Origin of the sequence: Micromonospora sp. WMMD1102 (assembly GCF_029626265.1) — a bacterium.
Lineage (GTDB): Bacteria > Actinomycetota > Actinomycetes > Mycobacteriales > Micromonosporaceae > Plantactinospora.
In genome coordinates this window covers 3,131,822-3,149,729 of record NZ_JARUBN010000001.1, presented here as the reverse complement: position 1 = coordinate 3,149,729, position 17,908 = coordinate 3,131,822, and the positions used below count along the sequence as shown (strand labels likewise).

The following is a 17,908-nucleotide window of genomic DNA, read 5'->3' as shown; positions in this document are numbered from 1 at the left end:
GCCGGATGGAGGTCGTGGTGAGTGCTGGCGAGGACCGGGTCCGGGGCTTTCCGGCGTTTCCGGCGGGGCGGCGGGCCCGGCGGGGCCGCTCCTGGTGGAGCGACGCCTGGGTCCGGGCGCTGGAGGAGACGACGCTGGACGAGACCCTGCTGCGTCGGGGCCGGCGGGCCGCGTCGGCCGGGCAGGTCGGTCCGATCACGGTCAGCCCGGGCCGGATCGCCGCCGAGGTCTCCGACGGGGTGCGGGAGGTGCCGTACCGGACCCGGGTCTACGTCGAGCCGATGACCGGCGCGCAGTGGTCCCGGTTCCTGGACCAGCTGGTGGCGAGGGCCGGGCACGTCGCCGCGCTGCTGGACGGGGAGCTGCCCCGGGACCTGGCGTCGGCGGCCGACGACGCCGGGATCGGCCTGCTGCCCGGCCTCGGCGAGCTGCAACCGGAGTGCGACTGCCCGGAGTTGGTCGCGGCGGCCTGCCGGCACGCGGCGGCGCTCTGCTACCAGATGTCCTGGCTGCTCGACGCCGACCCGTTCCTGTTGCTGCTGATCCGGGGCCGGGGTACCCGGGAGCTGCTCGACGAGGTGCGGCGCCGGGGTGACCGGCCGGCGGCCGACGCCCCGGAGCCGGCGGCCGGGCCGGCGCTTCGGGTGCCGGCCGGCGGGTCGGCGCAGTCGGCGGCGCTGGCGTACGCCCGCCCGGACCCGCCGCTGCCGGACCCACCGCCGGCTCCGCGGGCGGGGGTACCGGGACCGGTGCTGCCGGCCGCGCCGGGGATACCGGCGGAGGCGCTGCACAGGCTGGTCGAGAACGCCGCCGGACGGGCCGCCGCGCTGCTCGGGGCCGCCCCGGACGGCGCCGCGGTTGCGCTGACGTTGCCGGAGCAGGTCGACGCGGTCCGGCTCGCCGTCGGGGCTGGCGGTCCCGTGCTGGCCCGGCTGCGGCAGGCCGGCGGCCGGACGGTTCGGGAGTTCGGCCGGGCGGTCCGGGCCTGGGAGTACGGCGGGCCGGGCGGGCTGGCGGTGCTGGACGAGCCGTGGACACCGCCGCCGGTACGGCTGGCCCGGGCCAGGGCCGAGCTGACCGCCGGCTGGGCCGGTGACGAGCCGCCGCGGCCGCAGGTGTGGCGTAACCGGTGGACGTTTCCCGGGTACCGGGTCCAGCTGCGGTACGGCCACGACGGGCGCTGGTACCCGTACCGGGAGCGGGCCGACGGGGACTGGTGGCCGGCCGGGCCGCCCCGACCCGATCCCGCCGACGCGCTGGCCGACCTGCTCGGTGACTGACGGACCGTCGGGCACCGCAGCCGGGACACGACGATCGGCGGAGCAGTCACGGGGCGGCGGAGCAGTCACGGGCCGGCGGGGTGGAGCGGGTCGGTCGGTGGGGTGGCGAGCGGCGCCGGTCAGTGTGCACGGCGGGCGGGGCCGGCCAGGGCGGCGCGGACCGGGCCGGACTTGGCGGCCGCCTCGGCGACCTCGGCGGCGGGGTCGCTGCCCCAGGTGATGCCGCCGCCGGCCCAGACGTGTATCCGGTCGGTGTCGGCGGCAGCGGTCCGGATGGTCAGCCCGAGGTCGAGCCGGTCCGGGCCGATCCAGCCGAGTCCGCCCATGCTGGCGCCCCGGCCGACGGGTTCGAGGGCGGCGATCCGGGCGAGTGCGGAGAGCTTGGGTGCGCCGGTGACCGAGCCGCCGGGGCAGACGGCGCGGAGCAGGTCGGCGAGGCCGCATCCGTCGGCGAGGGCGGCGGAGACGGTCGACTCGGCCTGCCACAGGTCGGACCAGCGCCGGATGGCGTAGAGCTGGTCGACGCGTACGGTGCCGGTGCGGGCGATCCGGGCCAGGTCGTTGCGTTCCAGGTCGACGATCATGACGTGTTCGGCGCGTTCCTTGGCGGATTCCAGCAGTTCCCGTCGGCCGGGACCGGTCGCCGGCCGGGTGCCCTTGATCGGGCGGGTGTGTACCCGGCCGTCGGTCACCTCGACGAGGGTTTCCGGTGAGGCGCAGCCGATGGCCCAGCCGGCGCCGCCGAGGGTGCCGCCGTAGCGGGCGCCGGGCAGCCGGGTCAGCCGGTGCAGGGCGGGGAGCGGGTCTCCGGCGTACCGGGCGGCGGCGTGTCCGACGATGTTGACCTGGTAGATGTCGCCGGCCGCGATGGCGTCCCGGGCCTGCCGGACGGCGTCGGCGTGTTGCCGCGGCGTCCAGCTCTCGGTCCAGGGGTCGAGCTGCCAGCCGGCCGGGTGCCGGTGTGCCGGGCCGGCGGGCGGTGTCGGGGTGTCGCCGTGCCGGTAGACCACGGCGACCAGGTCGGGGACGGCGGGTGCCGGGCTGGCCGGGCCGGCGGGTGCGCCGACCATCCGGGCTCCGGCGGCGGCGGAGACGAAGACGGCGGCGCCGCAGATGGTGCCGGTCGGTGCGTCCGGCGGGTGGGTGCCGGGTCTGGTCAGGTCGCGGACCGGCAGGCCGTGTCCGGCGAGGAACTCCTGTAGCAGCGTGGCGGGGTCGTCGGGGCCGTCGGCGCGGCATTGAAGCCGGTCGTGTTCGACGAGCCGGGGTACGCAGCTCGCCGGCGCTCCCGGTGGCGCGAATGGGAGCGCTTCCACGACGTACGGATGGATCTGCCTCATCCGAAAAGTGGATTTCCTCGGTCAGAGACGGATACCCGCTCGTCATCACTGGGCGTGAAGGGGTACCGTCCGTCACTGGTCATGTGAACCATGCCACAGTGCCCCCTTAGTCCGGAGAACCCGATGTGCCAGCACGAACCGTCCTGCCCCTCCGCTGAAGCGACCGACCGGGAAGCGGCCCGCGTCCTCGCCTGCTTCCGTGAGCAGGGCTGGAGCCTGCTCTGCAATGGCGTCATCCTCTTCGAGGACACCGGCGAGCTGCTGCCCGACGGCAGCACCATAGCGCCGCACCGTGGTCCGGCCCGGCACGCCCTGGTCGGCTAGCAAGTAACCGACAGTGACCGGCCGGCGCCTGAGGTGCCGACCGGTCACGCCGCTGCGGGTCGTCGACCGCAGCGACCGGCCGCCGGGTCAGTGCGCGAACGCCTCCGGCGGCGGGCAGGCGCAGACCAGGTTCCGGTCGCCGTACGCGCCGTCGATCCGGCGCACCGGCGGCCAGTACTTCGCCCGCCGGTCGACCCCGCCGGGATAGCCGGCCACCGAGCGCGGGTACGGGTGCGGCCACTCGTCGCCGCTGACCATCGCCGCGGTGTGCGGCGCGTTCGCCAGCGGGTTGTCCTGCTTCGGCCACTCCCCCGAGCCGACCTTGTCGATCTCCGCCCGGATGGCGATCATGGCGTCGCAGAACCTGTCGAGTTCGGTCAGGTCCTCGCTCTCGGTCGGTTCCACCATCAGGGTTCCGGCGACCGGGAACGACATCGTCGGTGCGTGGAAGCCGTAGTCGACCAGCCGCTTCGCCACGTCGTCCACGCTGACTCCGGTCGCCTTGGTCAGCGGCCGCAGGTCGAGGATGCACTCGTGCGCGACCAGGCCCTTGTTGCCGGCGTAGAGCACCGGGTAGTGGCCGCGCAGCCGGGCGGCGACGTAGTTGGCGGCCAGTACCGCCACCCCGGTCGCCCGGCGCAGCCCGTCCGGTCCCATCAGCCGCAGGTACGCCCACGGGATCGGCAGGATGCCGGCCGAGCCGTACCGGGCGGCCGAGACCGCCGGCCGGCCCGCCCCGTCGGCGCCGAACGGGTCACCGGGCAGGTACGGCGCCAGGTGTGCCCGGACCGCCACCGGCCCGACCCCGGGCCCGCCGCCGCCGTGCGGGATGCAGAACGTCTTGTGCAGGTTCAGGTGTGACACGTCGGCACCGAACCGGCCCGGCTTGGCGTATCCGAGCAGGGCGTTGAGGTTGGCGCCGTCGACGTACACCTGGCCGCCGGCGTCGTGCACCTTGGCGCAGAGGGCGGCGATGCCGCCCTCGTACACGCCGTGGGTGGACGGGTAGGTGACCATGATCGCGGCGAGGGTGTCCCGGTGCGCCTCGATCTTGCGGTCCAGGTCGGCGAGGTCGACGTCGCCGTCGGTGTCGCAGCCGACCACCACCACCCGCATCCCGGCCATCACCGCGCTGGCCGCGTTGGTGCCGTGCGCCGAGGACGGGATCAGGCAGACGTCCCGGTGTGCCTCGCCGCGGTCCCGGTGGTAGGCGCGGATCGCCAGCAGACCGGCGAGTTCGCCCTGTGAGCCGGCGTTCGGCTGCACGCTGACCGCGTCGTAGCCGGTCACCTCGGCGAGCCAGCCCTCCAGGGTGGCGACCAGGTCGCGGTAGCCGGCGGTCTGCTCGTCGGGGGCGAACGGGTGCACGTCGGCGAACTCCGGCCAGCTCACCGGTTCCATCTCGGTGGTGGCGTTCAGCTTCATGGTGCAGGAGCCGAGCGGGATCATGCCCCGGTCGAGGGCGTAGTCGAGGTCGGCGAGCCGGCGCAGGTAGCGCAGCATCGCCGTCTCGGAGTGGTGCGACCGGAAGACCGGGTGGGTCAGGTAGTCACCGGTCCGGGCGAGTCCGGCCGGCAGTGCCGACTCCGGCTCGCCGGTCGTCGGGGTGGGTGCCGCCTGCCCGGTGACGGCGCCGAAGGTGGCCAGCACGGTCGCCAGGTGCGCCTCGGTGGTGGTCTCGTCGCAGGCGATGCCGACCTGGTCGGCGTCGACCAGCCGCAGGTTGACGCCGTGCCGGCGGGCCTGGTCGACCACCTCGGCGGCCCGGCCGGGGAGGCGGGCCAGCACGGTGTCGAAGTACGCCTCGTGCACGATCTCGACGCCGTCGAGGGTGCGCAGCCCGGCGGCGAGGGCGGCGGCCCGCCGGTGGGTCCGTTCGGCGATCGCCCGCAGGCCGGCCGGGCCGTGGTAGACGGCGTACATGCTGGCCATCACGGCGAGCAGCACCTGGGCGGTGCAGATGTTGCTGGTCGCCTTCTCCCGGCGGATGTGCTGTTCCCGGGTCTGCAACGCCAGCCGGTAGGCGGGGTCGCCGGCCGCGTCCCGGGAGACCCCGACCAGCCGGCCGGGCAGCATCCGCTCCAGGCCGGCCCGGACCGCCAGGTAGCCGGCGTGCGGGCCGCCGAAGCCCATCGGTACGCCGAACCGCTGGGTGGTGCCGGCGGCGATGTCGGCGCCGATCTCGCCGGGCGGGCGGAGCAGGGTGAGCGCGAGCAGGTCGGCGGCGACGGTGACCAGGGCCCCGGCGGCGTGCGCGGCCTCGACCAGTCCGGCGTGGTCACGGACCGCGCCGGAGGCGCCCGGGTACTGCAGGTGCAGGCCGAAGTACTCCGCCGGCAGCGCCTCGGTGGTCAGGTCGAGTACGCGTACCTCGATGCCGAGCGGTTCGGCCCGGGTGGCCAGTACGGCGAGGGTCTGCGGGAGGGTGTCGGCGTCGACGACGTACACGTTGCTCTTGGTCCTGCCGGCGCGGCGCGCGAGGGTCATCGCCTCGGCGGCGGCGGTGCCCTCGTCGAGCATGGAGGCGTTCGCGGTGGCCAGCCCGGTCAGGTCGGTGACCATGGTCTGGAAGTTCAGCAGCGCTTCGAGGCGCCCCTGGCTGATCTCCGGCTGGTACGGCGTGTAGGCGGTGTACCAGGCCGGGTTCTCCAGCACGTTGCGGCGAATCACCGCCGGGGTGTGCGTGCCGGAGTAGCCGAGGCCGATCATGGAGACGGCGGGGGTGTTCCGGGCGGCGAGGGCGCGCAGTTCGGCGACGACCTCCTCCTCGGTGCCGGACGGCGGCAGGTCGAGCCGGCCGGTCCAGCGGATCGCCTCGGGGATCGCGGCGTCCATCAGGTCGTCGACGGAGGCGTAGCCGACGGTCTCCAGCATCCGGCGTGTCGCGTCGAGGTCGGGGCCGACGTGCCGGTCGGCGAACTGGCCGCCGTCGCGGGCGGAATACTGCGCTGTGGTCATGGGGGGCACTCCCGGGCGAGGTCGACGCGGCGGCCTCCCCCTCTGTCACGCTCCGCGGCGTCGCGGGCGCTCCACAGTCGCCTGCCCGCGGGCTCCTTTTGCCTGAGAGGTTCCGGGGAGGATTTGCCCCTTCGGCGCCGCCCGACCTGCCGGGCGGTCTCTCGCTCGCGAGTGTTGTCGGCGTTGGCAACGGTACCAGTGACCTCGTTTCCGTCTGGTTTCGGCCGTTCCCCGTAGATCATCGCCGGGCGGCGTCCGGGCCGTCCGCGGGCCGGCGGGTGTCACCCCGCGGGGGCCGGGACGGTCTGATCCGGACGCGCAGGTCCGGCCAGTTGGCAGAACCGGTTAAGTCCCTGCACTGACCGGCCGGCTCGCGCCCGTCCGACGGCCCCAGGGCGCAGGTCCGGGCCGACGCCGGGAATCGGGTTGCGATCGTCTGTCGTCTATTGACTCTGAACCGGTTCGGTGTTGTCATCGATGCTCACCGACCCGGACTCCGGGTGGCGACCGGTCCGAAATCTCCTTCCCCGGGAGGCATCATGCGCCCCACCCTCGCCCGCCGGCTGCTCGCCGGGCTGGCCACGGCGACGCTGGCGATCGGTGCCGCCGGCTGCGGAGACGACGGCGACCGGTCCACCGGTGCCGAGGGCAGGATCATCAACGTCTTCTCGGGGGCGAACGCCGGTTTCGTGCCGAACTTCAACCCGTTCTCCCAGAACAGCGTCGCCGGCACGATGAGCGTGCTCTACGAGCCGCTGCTCTACTTCAACGGCGCCCGGGTCGACGACGTGCAACCGCTGCTCGCCACGGAGTACAGCTTCGCCGACGACGGCCGCCGGCTCGACCTGACCATCCGGGAGGGGGTGAGGTGGAGCGACGGCAAGCCGTTCTCGGCCGAGGACGTGGCCTTCACCTTCAACCTGCTGCGGGACCATCCGAAGATCAACCAGAACGGGCTGCCGATCGTCGAGGCGGTCGCCGCCGACCCGACGCACGCCACGATCAGCTTCAGCCAGGGCGTCTACACCCAGCTCAACCTGATCGCCGGGCGGATCTGGATCGTGCCGAAGCACATCTGGTCGACAGTCGCCGACCCGGCCGCCTTCACCAACGACAAGCCGGTCGGCACCGGGGCGTTCACGCTGGCCTCGTTCAGCCAGCAGAACTACGTCTTCGAACGGAACCCGAACTACTGGGAGACCGGCAAGCCGAAGATCAGGGGGATGCGGTTCCACCAGTTCGCCAGCGCGGACAGCGCGATCGCGGCGCTCGCCGCCGGACAGCTCGACTGGGCCGGCTCGTTCATCGCCGACATCGACAAGCAGTACGTCAGCAAGGACCCGGAACACAACAGGTACATCAACGAGTCGCAGCTCTACCTGACCAACCTGATCCCGAACCTGGACCGGGCACCGTTCGACAGCGTCGCGGTCCGCCAGGCGACAAGCCTCGCCCTGGACCGTGCGCAGATCATCAAGCTGGCCTTCTCCGGGTACGGCAGGGAGGCCAGCCCGGCACAGCTGCCCCGGCCGCTCTGGGACGACTACATCAAACCGGAGTACAGGGACCGCCGGCTGGAGTTCGACCCGGCCCGGGCCGAGCAGACGCTGCGGGCCGACGGCTGGGCCAAGGGCGCCGACGGGATCTACGCCAAAGCCGGCCGGCGACTCTCCTTCACCGTCAAGGTGGTGCAGGGCTACAACGACTACATCTCCGCGCTCCAGATCATGACCCAGTCGCTGAAGGCGGTAGGGATCGAGATGAAGACCCAGGAGGTCTCCTTCACCGCCTTCTCCACCGACCAGCAGACCGGCGACTTCGACGTGATCATCACGAACCTGTACAGCGAGGGGACCGCGTACTCCTGGTACAGCCGGGCGTTCTCCAGCAAGCGGACCGCACCGCTGGGACAGCAGGCCGGCTCCAACTACGGCCGGTTCCGCGACCCGGCCGTCGACGCCGCCCTGGCGGCGATGGAGAGCACCCCGCCGGAGGCGCGGGACGCGATCCGGGAACAGCTGTTCAAGATCCAGGACGTGATCGTGGAGCGGCTGCCGTACATCCCGTTGCAGCAGTCCGCGTCGCTGATCGAGTACCGCACCGAGCACATCGGCAACTTCCCCACCGAGGAGAACCACTACGCGCTGACCACCCCGTACAACGGGCCGGACATGGGGATCGTGGCCAAGAACCTCACCCCGGCAGGCTGAGCCGCCCCGATGCGCTACCTGCGGCGCAAGGCGCTGTTCTACCTGGTCGCGGTCTGGGCGGCGGTCACCCTGAACTTCCTGATCCCCCGGCTGATCAAGGGCAACCCGGTCGACGCCGTACTGGCCAAGACCCAGAACATGACCCCGATGTCACCGGAGGCCCGGCACGCCCTGGAACTCCAGTTCGGGGTCAGCGACGACCCGCTGTGGCAGCAGTACCTCGGCTATCTCGGCAACCTGCTGCGCGGCGAGTTCGGGCTCTCGGTCGCCTACTACCCCACCCCGGTGTCGACGGTGCTGGGCCAGAGCCTGCCGTGGACGGTGGTGATGGTCGGCATCGCCACCGTGCTCAGCGTGCTGCTCGGGCTCACCCTCGGCACGCTCGCCGGCTGGCGGCGCGGCACCTGGCTGGACGCGCTGGTGCCGACCACCACCTTCCTGGCCGCCATCCCGTACTTCTGGCTCGCCCTGGTGCTGCTCTGGCTGCTCGCCGGGGTGCTCGGCTGGTTTCCGTTGAACAGCGGCTACAGCTACGAGACCACCATCGGCCTCAACTGGCCGTTCCTGCGTAGCGCGGTCTACCACGGCATCCTGCCGGCCGCCTCGATCGTGCTCGCCTCGGTCGCCGGCTGGCTGCTCGGGATGCGCAACATGATGGTCTCCACGATGGGCGAGGACTACGTGCTGACCGCCGAGGCCAAGGGGCTGCGCCCGCGCCGGATCATGCTCCAGTACGCGGCCCGCAACGCCGTACTGCCCAGCGTGGCCGGGTTCGCCATCACCCTCGGCTTCGTGGTCAGCGGCTCCATCGCCACCGAGATCGTCTTCTCCTACCCCGGCGTCGGGATGAACCTGGTCGCCGCCGTCGCCAACGCCGACTACCCGCTGCTACAGGGCATCTTCCTGGTCATCTCGCTGGCCGTGCTCGGCGCCAACTTCGTCGTCGACCTGCTCTACGCGGTGATCGACCCGCGTACCCGGCAGGCCGGCTGATGGCGACCGTCGAGACCCGGCACGACGTGACCGGGAACGTCGTGCCCGGGGTGGTGGTGCCGGCCCGGCGGCCCCGCTGGCGCGGCCTGCTGCGCTCCCGCAAGCTCGCCGCCGGGCTCGCCATCGTCGGCTTCTTCACAGTGGTCGCCGTACTCGGGCCGCTGCTCGTCGACGACCCGAACCGGGTCAGCGACGACCGGCTGCTCGCCCCCTCCGGCACGCACCCGCTCGGCACCACCACCACCGGCCAGGACGTCCTCCGGCAGCTCGTCGTCGCCACCCGCGCCTCGATGCTCGTCGGACTCGTCGTCGGGTTGCTCGCCACCGTCGTCTCGGTGCTCGTCGGCGTCCTCGGTGGCTACGCCGGCGGGCACGCCGACGAGTCTCTCTCCCTGGTCAGCAACGTCTTCCTGGTGCTGCCCGGCCTGCCGCTGGTGGTCCTGATCACCGACTACGTGCAGACCCGGGGAGCCCTCGCGATCGCCCTGATCGTCTCGATCACCGCCTGGGCCGGCTCGGCCCGGGTACTGCGCGCCCAGACCCTGTCGCTGCGTTCCCGCGACTACGTCGACGCCGCCCGGGTCAGCGGCGAACCCGGCTGGCGGATCGTCACCTTCGAGATCCTGCCGAACCTGCTGCCGCTGATCGCCGCCCAGTTCGTCTTCGCGGTCATCGGCGGCATCCTCACCGAGGCGGCCCTGGCCTTCCTCGGCCTCGGCGGCGCCGGCTCCTGGGGCACGATGCTCTACTTCGCGCAGAACTCGCAGGCGCTGTCCCAGGGCGCCTGGTGGTGGTTCTTGCCGCCCGGCCTCTGCATCGCGCTCGTCGGCGCCGGACTCGCCCTGATCAACTTCAGCCTGGACGAGCTGATCAATCCGAGGCTGCGGGTGCCCCGCCGCCCCCGACGGACCGGACCGGCATGACCTCCGAGCACAGCACCGCCAGCGGCACCGACGTGGTGCTGTCGGTCCGCGACCTCAGCGTCGTCTACGACGGTGCCGACCCGGTCCGGGCGGTCCGCGACGTCAGCTTCGACCTGGCCCGCGGCGAGGTGCTCGGGATCGCCGGCGAGAGCGGCTGCGGCAAGTCCAGCCTCGCCTACGCGATCACCCGGCTGCTCAGGCCACCCGGCCGGCTCGCCTCCGGACAGGTCGTCTTCCACCCCGCCGACGGTCCACCGGTCGACCTGTCGGCACTGCACGGCGAGGAGCTGCGCAGGTTCCGCTGGAACCGGGTCGCGATGGTCTTCCAGGGGGCGATGAACGCCCTCAACCCGGTGCTGTCGGTACGCCACCAGCTCGCCGACGTCTTCACCGCGCACCGCCCCGAACTGCGCCGCGTCGAACGGGACCGACGGTGCCGGAAACTGCTCGACCTGGTCGGGATCGGCCCGGAACGGCTCTCGGCCTATCCGCACGAACTCTCCGGCGGGATGCGCCAGCGGGTGCTGATCGCGATGGCGATGGCGCTGCGCCCCGACGTGGTGGTGCTCGACGAGCCGACCACCGCGCTGGACGTGGTGGTGCAGCGCGACATCCTGACCGAGATCGACCGGCTCCGGGCCCGGTTCGGCTTCGCCGTCGTCTTCATCACCCACGACCTGTCCCTGCTGCTGGAGGTCAGCGACCGGCTCGCCGTCATGTACGGGGGCCGGATCGTCGAGTACGGCCGCGCCGCCGACCTGCACACCTCGGCCACCCACCCGTACACGGTCGGGCTGCTGCGGTCCTTCCCCCGGCTGCGCGGCGAACGGACGGTGCTGCACGGCATCCCCGGCAGCCCGCCGGACCTGTCCCGGCCGATCACCGGCTGCACGTTCACCGCCCGCTGCCCGTACGTCTTCGACGCCTGCCACCGGGTCGACCCGCCGCTGCTGGCCGCTCCGGCCAGCCGGGCTGCCTGCCTGCACCACGACCCGACGCTGCGCCCGGCCGGCCCACCGGCAGCACTGCTGGCCGGCCGGTTCGAGCCGGCCGAGACGCCGGCCGGCCAGGTCGAGCCGGCCGACGCGGGCGCGCGGCCCGCCCCGGATACCGGCCTGCCGGCCGGTCCGGACGGCGGCGCCGGAGCACACCGCCGACCCGGAGCACCGCCGCCGGACACCGGACCGGACCCCGAGACAGGTGCCGGCCGATGACCACGCTGACGGTCAGCCACCTGAGCAGGCACTTCACGCTGCGGGACGGGCGGCACCGCCGCACCCTGCGGGCGGTCGACGACGTCTCCTTCGAACTGCGTTCCGGGCAGACGGTGGCACTCGTCGGCGAGAGCGGCAGCGGAAAGTCGACGATCGCCCGGATGCTGGTCCGGCTGACCCGGCCGACCGCCGGCGAGATCCGGCTCGACGGCATCCCGGTGAACGACGGCCGGCGGGCGGTCCGGCGCTACCGCCGGGACGTGCAGATGGTCTTCCAGGACCCGTTCGGGTCGCTGAACCCGGCACACACCGTCGAATACCACCTGCGTCGGCCGCTGCGCCTGCACGGGATCACCCGGACCGCCGCGCAGACCCGGACGGCCGTGCACGAGCTGCTGGCCCGGGTCAACCTCACCCCGGCCGAGCAGGTCGCCCGGCGGCTGCCGCACGAACTGTCCGGCGGGCAGCGGCAGCGGGTGGGGATCGCCCGCGCCCTGGCACCCCGGCCCCGGATCCTGCTCGCCGACGAGCCGGTGTCGATGCTCGACGTCTCCATCCGGCTGGAGATCCTCAACCTGGTCGACCGGCTCAAGCGAGAAGAGGAACTGGCCGTCCTGTACGTCACCCACGACCTCGCCACCGCCCGCTACTTCGCGACGTCGATCATGGTGTTGTACCGGGGCCAGGTGGTCGAGTCCGGCCCGGCCGACGAGGTGATCCTGCGCCCGGCGCACCCGTACACCCGGCTGCTGGCGTCGGCGGCGCCGGACCCGGGCCGCCCCCGCACCGCCGCGCCGGGCGGGCTGCGGGCACTACGCGGCGGGCAGCAGCCGGCCACCGACGACGCCGGCTGCCTGTTCCGGGACCGCTGCCCGGCCGCGATGGAGATCTGCCGTACCGAGGTGCCGGAGTTCCCGGTCGGCGCCGGGCAGACGGCCCGCTGCTGGCTGCACCGGCCCGACACCGGCCCGGCACCCGGGTGACGGCGCCGCCCCGCCGAGCCGGGCTCAGCCGCCCGGCACCCCGGGCGCCCCGCCGGTAGCTCAGTTGCCGGTCGGGGCCGCCCCGGGCACCGTCACCGACACCCGGCCGTCGGCCAGCTGGTAGAACATCCCGACCACGTCGCAGCGGCCAGCGGCGACCGCGTCGGCGAGTTCGGTGCCCGGCCGGGTGAGCTGGTCGACGGTGTGCCGGATGTGGATCGCGGTGATCCCGGCGTCGTCGGTGACCTGCCGCGCCTGGGCCTCCTCGATGCTCGGGTCGACCCGCTCGACGATCGCGCCCAGGTTCCGGCCGGGCAGCCGGGCACCGTCCCGGGCCGCCCGGGTCGCCTGGATCGCCCCGCAGCTGTCGTGGCCGAGGACGACGACGAGCGGCGCCCCGAGCACCACCACCCCGTACTCGATGCTCGCCGTCACCTCCGGGCCGACGATGTGCCCGGCGGTGCGGACCACGAACAGGTCGCCGAGACCCCGATCGAAGATGATCTCGGCGGCGAGGCGGGAGTCGGAACAGCCGAACACCACCGCGAACGGCCGCTGGGCGGCGGCCACCACCGCGCGGTGCTCGGCGTCCTGGTGCGGGTGGATCCGGGTACCGGCGACGAACCGCTCGTTGCCGGCGAGCAGCTCGCCGAGCGCCTCGCTGGGCGTGGCCGGCCGGTGGTCCAGGTATGCCATGACGTCCCCTTTGCGACGGCACCACCGCGGGTGGTGAAGCGAGGTCGGCGCCTTCGGCGACCCGGTTGCGTACCGATTCAGATACCACGGAACAGCCGCCCCGCCCCACCCGTACGGCGTCGGCAGTGATCGACGGAACACGCCGCCGACGCCCCGGACGGCCGGTGCGTCGGTGCACCGTCCAGGCTACGGGTCCACCGGCGCCCCGGCCGGGCGCGGCGCGGCCGCGAACGGCCCCCGCACCGGGTCGCGGTCGGCGGGTGTGCCGTCTCCGGCCGGGCGGCGGGAAGATCCAATAGGCTGGTGGTCGTGACCTACCTTGCCGCGGACGACCGCTACGACTCGATGACCTACCGCCGGGCGGGCCGCAGCGGCCTGCGGCTGCCCGCCGTCTCGCTCGGCCTGTGGCACAACTTCGGTGACGAGCGGCCGTCGCAGCGGCAGCGGGAGATCTGCCGTCGGGCGTTCGACCTCGGGGTCACGCACTTCGACCTGGCCAACAACTACGGCCCGCCACCCGGCTCGGCCGAGGCGAACTTCGGCCGGATCCTCACCGCCGACCTCGCTCCGTACCGCGACGAACTGGTCATCTCCACCAAGGCCGGCTACTACATGTGGCCCGGCCCGTACGGCGAGTGGGGGTCCCGCAAGTACCTGGTCTCGTCGCTGGACCAGTCGCTGCGCCGGATGGGCCTCGACCACGTCGACGTCTTCTACCACCACCGGCCCGACCCGGACACCCCGCTGGAAGAGACGATGGGGGCGCTCGACGCGGTCGTCCGGGCCGGCAAGGCTCTCTACGTCGGGCTGTCGAACTACAACTCGGAGCAGACCCGGCAGGCCGCCGCGATCCTGGAACGGCTCGGTACGCCGCTGCTGATCTCGCAGCCGTCGTACTCGATGCTCAACCGGTGGATCGAGGCGGACGGGCTGCTCGACACCCTCGACGAGGCCGGCGCCGGCTGCATCGCCTACAGCCCACTCGCCCAGGGTGTGCTCACCGACCGCTACCTCGACGGCATCCCGGCCGACTCCCGGGTCCGCACCAGCGTCTTCCTCGACGAGAGCGACCTCGACGAGTCCACCATGACGACCGTACGCGGACTGCACGCCGTCGCCGAACGGCGCGGCCAGTCGCTGGCCCAGCTCGCCCTCGCCTGGGCGCTCCGGGACCCCCGGATGACCAGCCTGATCATCGGCGCGAGCAGTGTCGCCCAGTTGGAGACGAACGTCGCCGCGCTGGACAACCTGACCCTCACCGACAGCGAACTCACCGAGATCGGCGAGCACCTCGACGCCAGCTGAGCAGACCGCCCCGGGACGGGGAGCCCCCGGGAGATCGTCGACGAGGCGACCACCGCAGATCGGTGGGCACCTCGTGATCCCTGGAACCTGCTAGAGGCCGAGTTGGATCGGTTCGTCCGGGGGCCCCGCTGTGGGCAGCGAGGTCAGGAGTGTGGTGAGGTCGCGGGGCGAGAACAGCCCAGGTCCCGGATGGCCGGCGATCTCCGACAGCCGTCATCAGCGGAACGCGGCCAGGTTCTCCGCTGCGGCGAGCTGGTCGTCCGTCAGCTCGCCGCAGGGCTGGAAGTTGTCCGCGCGGACGAAGAGCCAGGTTGCGAAGTTCCGGCATGCGTTCCTTGGCTGCTGGTGTCCGCCACGGCGGGCGGACACCAGCAGCGCGTGTACCGTCAGGCTGTCAGCCGCAGCACGTGGTGTGGGCGACCGAGTACGTGGCGAGGTCGAGGCTGATGGCGTAAGCGCCGGCGCCGACGGCAAGTCCCGCCAGGACCGCCCGGCGCAGTCCGACCGAGCGGGCCGGCTTGACCTCGATGTCGCCGACCGGGTGTCCGGCGTCGACGGCGTCTGGGCCGGCCACGTCAGACTGTGCGTTGTGGGTTCGTTCCTTCATCGTTCCTCCAGTGTTGTGCGTGGTGCTGGACTGGCAATACGGTGCCGCACGGTGTGTGCGGCGGTGGGGCCGGGTTCCAGGTGGAGCACTGACGGCACGCGTTCCGGTGCGGCGAGTCGCAGAAGGCGGTAGCCCGCGCCGGCGAGGCCGTTGATAAGGCCGGGTGTCTCGACGCCGGGTTCGACGCCCCACGGTTCCAGGAGCGGGGAGTCGTCCCATGATCGGATGGTGTCCGCAGCCCGGCGATAGAGCGGTGCGGGCACCGCGGCGGCGTACCGGCGCAACGCCCACGCGATGCCGGTCGGACCGTGCGCGAACCCGGTGGCGGTGACGGCGGCGCGGCTCGGCTCGTGGGGTTCGTCGGCCAGACCGGCGATGAGCCGCGCACATGTGGCCGCGAGCGCGGCGGCAGGCGCGTGATCCAGCTCGGCATGCACGGCCATCATCGCGGCCAGGCAGCCCGCGCGGCCGTCAGCAACCCCCGGCGGTCCGTCTGCGGCGACCGCGGTACCGGCGATCTGAACCGACTCGCAGGCCCACTCGCGTGCCTCGCTGTCGCTGGTCAGGTTGGCGATCCGGGCGAGAGCGTAGCCGATGCCGCCGAACCCGTCGTAGCCGCCGCAGCCGACGGAGTCGATCAGGTCCGCCCGGCCGGCGACCGCCGAGAGTAGCTGTGGAATACCGCGTACGGCGAGCCGCGCGGTCTCGGCATAGCGGGCCTCGCCGTCGAGGCTGGCGAGCTGAGCCAGGAATAGGGCGACCCCGGTATAGCCGTACGCCAGAGCGGCACCCATCGGCATGAGTGCCAAGCGGTCGCCGGCGGGTTCGAGACCGAGCCAGTTCGCCCGGGCGCCGTCGGTCGCCGCCCGGTCGCAGAGGTTGTCGGCGATTACACGCGCGGCGGCCAGCCGATCGCCGGGTGGCGCCTCGTGGTGCCGGCGATCGGCGGGCGGGCGCCGGGTGGCCAGCGCCGCCCGGACGATCCATTCCTGGGTACGCCGGTCCGCCGCACCCATCGCGCGTACTTTGCCGGCAGCGCACCACCGGCCACCGGCGTCGAGGACGGCGCGGATCCGCGTCCCGGTCGAAGCCGTCAGGTCGGTCGAGTCCGGATGACCGAGGAAGATCGGCACGTCGCCGTGCCACAGGTCGATGATCTCGTGTGGTACGGAGCGGGTTAGCGGCAGCGCGTCGCCAGCGGTGGTCGACAGCAGGTCGAACAGCTCGTCCCGGGCGGTCGAATCGCGGAGCAGATCTGGATGCGTCGACTCGTCCAACAGCCTCCGGTACACGTGGGTGGGACGCAGCACCACCCTGGTCCCGTCGACGTTGGCTGCGTGCTCGATCGCGCTGAGGAACGACTCTCGGCCCGCGGCGATCGCGTCGTAGCCGATCTGGAAGCCGTCGACCAAGGCGTCCTCGTGGTCGGCGGGCTCCAACTCACGGCCGTCCACGATGGGGCGATTAGCACCGCCAGCGAAGAGCCGCGGACGCCGGACCAGCCGCATCTGGTCGGTCGCCGGTGCCAGCCAGTCGATCCCGTCGGTCGGTTCGAGATGTCCACGGTCGCCGCCGAGGGCCGAGACGTCCAGCGCGCCGATGTCACCGAGCAGGAAGGTGGGAAGTACGCCCGTGCGGTGCACTGACGAGCCGAGCAGCCGCGCCGCCGGGTCGCTCGCCACGTTGACGGGCAGCACGTCGGGATGGAACACGGTCTCCAGATCGATGACCACGGGCTGGTCGCCGCACGCGATGAGGTTCCCGTAGTGCACGTCGGAGGCGTGCACCGCGTACAGCAGCGCCAGTAGCGCGCCCTGCCGCCGGTAGAACCACTGAGCACCGACGGCATCGGCGCACGGCGCCTGGCGGATGTATTCCTGCCAGCCGTAGTCCCCCCGCTCCAGCGAGCGTACGACCCGAAGCTCAAACATCGGCACCTGCTTGTTCAGCCACTGCACTAGCACCCCGAAACCGGCGCAAGCTGCTAGGGAGCGCGGCTTGTACACCACCCGTTGGCCGCCGGCAAATTCGAGTATCGACACTGACCGGCCGCGTCGGTGCCGGTCGCCGAGCTGGCTGTGCATCGCGACCGGCTCACCCGGGTCGGCGCCGCCGAGGAAGTGGTCGGCGATCGCGGCCCGGTCCGCCGCGAACCGCGTCAGCGTTTCCGCGTACGCCTCGGCAGCGAACCGGGACGCCTGCAGGAGGAGCCGCGCGAGCACCGGATACCGTTCGAAGAGTCTGGTAAGCTCGCTCGGCCGGGAGACCCACCGGATGAAGTCCGCGAACCGCTCGTGGCCGTCGGCGCCGGCGAGCGTACCCGCAACCCGTCGCTGATGCAGCTCCAGGGTAAGCGTCCGTGCGGCCAGGTGCACCAGATCCGCCTGCAGCCGCGTCGCGAACGACGGGATACACGGGTGGGCGGGCACCCGGTCGACCGCCCACTCCACCAACGGTCGTACCACCTCGGCGTACCCGTCCTGCCAGGAGGAGTACCTGGCAGGACCCGGCCGAGTGGCGACGGCTCCGGCGAGCGCCTGTTCCGCGTCGACCGCCCAGCGGGGTGGCGGCGTGGTAGACCGTTCGCGGAGGGTCAGCCCGCGTCGCCACCACCCCGCCGCGAACGCCGAGTCAGCCAGCACAGCAGCAGACTAGAGAATCGCGGCTTCCCTTCGACTTCACCTACCGCGACCCTGCTACATAGGCGGGTGAGTATGGCGGGTCGGTGCCAGAGCCGGTAGCGCAGGGGTGTCGGGTTCGGCGTGTCGGAGGCCGGGTTGGTCGTGCAGGCCGAGTAGGCGGGTCCAGGCGTCGAGGGTCGGCGGCTAGGTTCGCGGTGAGGACCCGGCCGCGGTAGACGGTCCTGGACTGCAAGGGCGGGTTGCGCAGGCCCATGGCCTTGTTGGTGCGGACTCGGTCTTCGACTGTGGCGTGGCTTCGGTGCGGCACGTCGATCCACTGTGGTTGGTGTGAGCCCGGGTGGGCGTCGACTGACGCTGCCGTCGACGTGGCACTGCTGCTCCTGGCAGCGTGGCACCGCTGCTCCTGGCTGCCAGGGTGGTGACCGCCCACGGC

The 17,908-nt window shown here is 72.6% G+C and carries 14 protein-coding genes and 1 riboswitch; of the genes, 8 read left to right on the top strand and 6 right to left on the bottom strand.

Features of this window, described 5'->3' with window-relative positions:
- Positions 1-17: 17 nt before the first annotated feature.
- Positions 18-1,280 carry a hypothetical protein gene (locus O7626_RS14015; protein WP_278061610.1) on the top strand — a complete coding sequence of 421 codons (1,263 nt, stop codon included), beginning with the start codon at positions 18-20 and terminating at the stop codon, positions 1,278-1,280.
- 119 nt (positions 1,281-1,399) lie between these two features.
- Here the strand turns inward: O7626_RS14015 and O7626_RS14010 are convergent, their stop codons facing one another.
- Positions 1,400-2,620 carry a chorismate-binding protein gene (locus O7626_RS14010; protein ID WP_278061609.1) on the bottom strand — a complete coding sequence of 407 codons (1,221 nt, stop codon included), beginning with the start codon at positions 2,618-2,620 and terminating at the stop codon, positions 1,400-1,402.
- Between the two features lie 123 nt (positions 2,621-2,743).
- Between O7626_RS14010 and O7626_RS14005 the strand changes: the two genes are divergently transcribed.
- Positions 2,744-2,944, top strand: a complete 201-nt coding sequence (locus tag O7626_RS14005) for a DUF5999 family protein (protein ID WP_278061608.1) — start codon at positions 2,744-2,746, stop codon at positions 2,942-2,944.
- 87 nt (positions 2,945-3,031) lie between these two features.
- On the opposite strand, the gene gcvP is transcribed toward O7626_RS14005, so the two are convergent.
- On the bottom strand, positions 3,032-5,902 hold the full coding sequence (gene gcvP / locus O7626_RS14000) for an aminomethyl-transferring glycine dehydrogenase (RefSeq protein WP_278061607.1): 2,871 nt from the start codon (positions 5,900-5,902) through the stop codon (positions 3,032-3,034).
- 80 nt (positions 5,903-5,982) lie between these two features.
- Positions 5,983-6,078: riboswitch (glycine riboswitch) on the bottom strand.
- Positions 6,079-6,441: 363 nt separating this feature from the next.
- On the opposite strand from gcvP, the gene O7626_RS13995 reads away from it, so the two are divergent.
- The 5 genes from O7626_RS13995 to O7626_RS13975 are packed head-to-tail and all read left to right on the top strand — an operon-like array spanning position 6,442 to position 12,225.
- Positions 6,442-8,112 carry an ABC transporter substrate-binding protein gene (locus O7626_RS13995; protein ID WP_278061606.1) on the top strand — a complete coding sequence of 557 codons (1,671 nt, stop codon included), beginning with the start codon at positions 6,442-6,444 and terminating at the stop codon, positions 8,110-8,112.
- A gap of 9 nt (positions 8,113-8,121) precedes the next feature.
- Positions 8,122-9,105 (top strand): ABC transporter permease, encoded by a 984-nt coding sequence (locus O7626_RS13990; protein ID WP_278061605.1) that lies wholly within the window; start codon positions 8,122-8,124, stop codon positions 9,103-9,105.
- Entirely contained in the window at positions 9,105-10,028 is a 924-nt protein-coding gene (locus O7626_RS13985; protein WP_278061604.1) for an ABC transporter permease, read from the top strand. Before O7626_RS13990 ends, O7626_RS13985 begins: the two co-directional genes overlap by 1 nt.
- Complete coding sequence (locus O7626_RS13980; protein WP_278061603.1) at positions 10,025-11,242, top strand: oligopeptide/dipeptide ABC transporter ATP-binding protein; 1,218 nt, start codon at positions 10,025-10,027, stop codon at positions 11,240-11,242. The genes O7626_RS13985 and O7626_RS13980 overlap by 4 nt, the downstream gene beginning before the upstream one ends.
- A complete protein-coding gene (locus O7626_RS13975; RefSeq protein ID WP_278061602.1) occupies positions 11,239-12,225 on the top strand; it encodes an ABC transporter ATP-binding protein in 987 nt (328 codons plus the stop codon). The genes O7626_RS13980 and O7626_RS13975 overlap by 4 nt, the downstream gene beginning before the upstream one ends.
- A gap of 60 nt (positions 12,226-12,285) precedes the next feature.
- Here the strand turns inward: O7626_RS13975 and O7626_RS13970 are convergent, their stop codons facing one another.
- On the bottom strand, positions 12,286-12,921 hold the full coding sequence (locus O7626_RS13970) for a carbonic anhydrase (RefSeq protein ID WP_278061601.1): 636 nt from the start codon (positions 12,919-12,921) through the stop codon (positions 12,286-12,288).
- A 303-nt stretch (positions 12,922-13,224) separates the two neighbouring features.
- Here O7626_RS13970 and mgrA point away from each other — a divergent pair, with 303 nt between their 5' ends.
- Positions 13,225-14,226 (top strand): L-glyceraldehyde 3-phosphate reductase, encoded by a 1,002-nt coding sequence (mgrA, locus tag O7626_RS13965; protein WP_278061600.1) that lies wholly within the window; start codon positions 13,225-13,227, stop codon positions 14,224-14,226.
- Positions 14,227-14,442: 216 nt separating this feature from the next.
- On the opposite strand, the gene O7626_RS13960 is transcribed toward mgrA, so the two are convergent.
- The 3 genes from O7626_RS13960 to O7626_RS13950 are packed head-to-tail and all read right to left on the bottom strand — an operon-like array spanning position 14,443 to position 17,475.
- The gene (locus O7626_RS13960; protein ID WP_278061599.1) at positions 14,443-14,595 is read right to left on the bottom strand and encodes a hypothetical protein; all 153 of its coding nucleotides are present in this window, start codon (positions 14,593-14,595) and stop codon (positions 14,443-14,445) included.
- Between the two features lie 25 nt (positions 14,596-14,620).
- Positions 14,621-14,833: a hypothetical protein gene (locus O7626_RS13955; RefSeq protein ID WP_278061598.1), complete on the bottom strand. Its 213-nt coding sequence runs from the start codon at positions 14,831-14,833 to the stop codon at positions 14,621-14,623.
- On the bottom strand, positions 14,830-17,475 hold the full coding sequence (locus O7626_RS13950; RefSeq protein ID WP_278061597.1) for a type 2 lanthipeptide synthetase LanM family protein: 2,646 nt from the start codon (positions 17,473-17,475) through the stop codon (positions 14,830-14,832). The genes O7626_RS13955 and O7626_RS13950 overlap by 4 nt, the downstream gene beginning before the upstream one ends.
- Between the last annotated feature and the right edge of the window lie 433 nt (positions 17,476-17,908).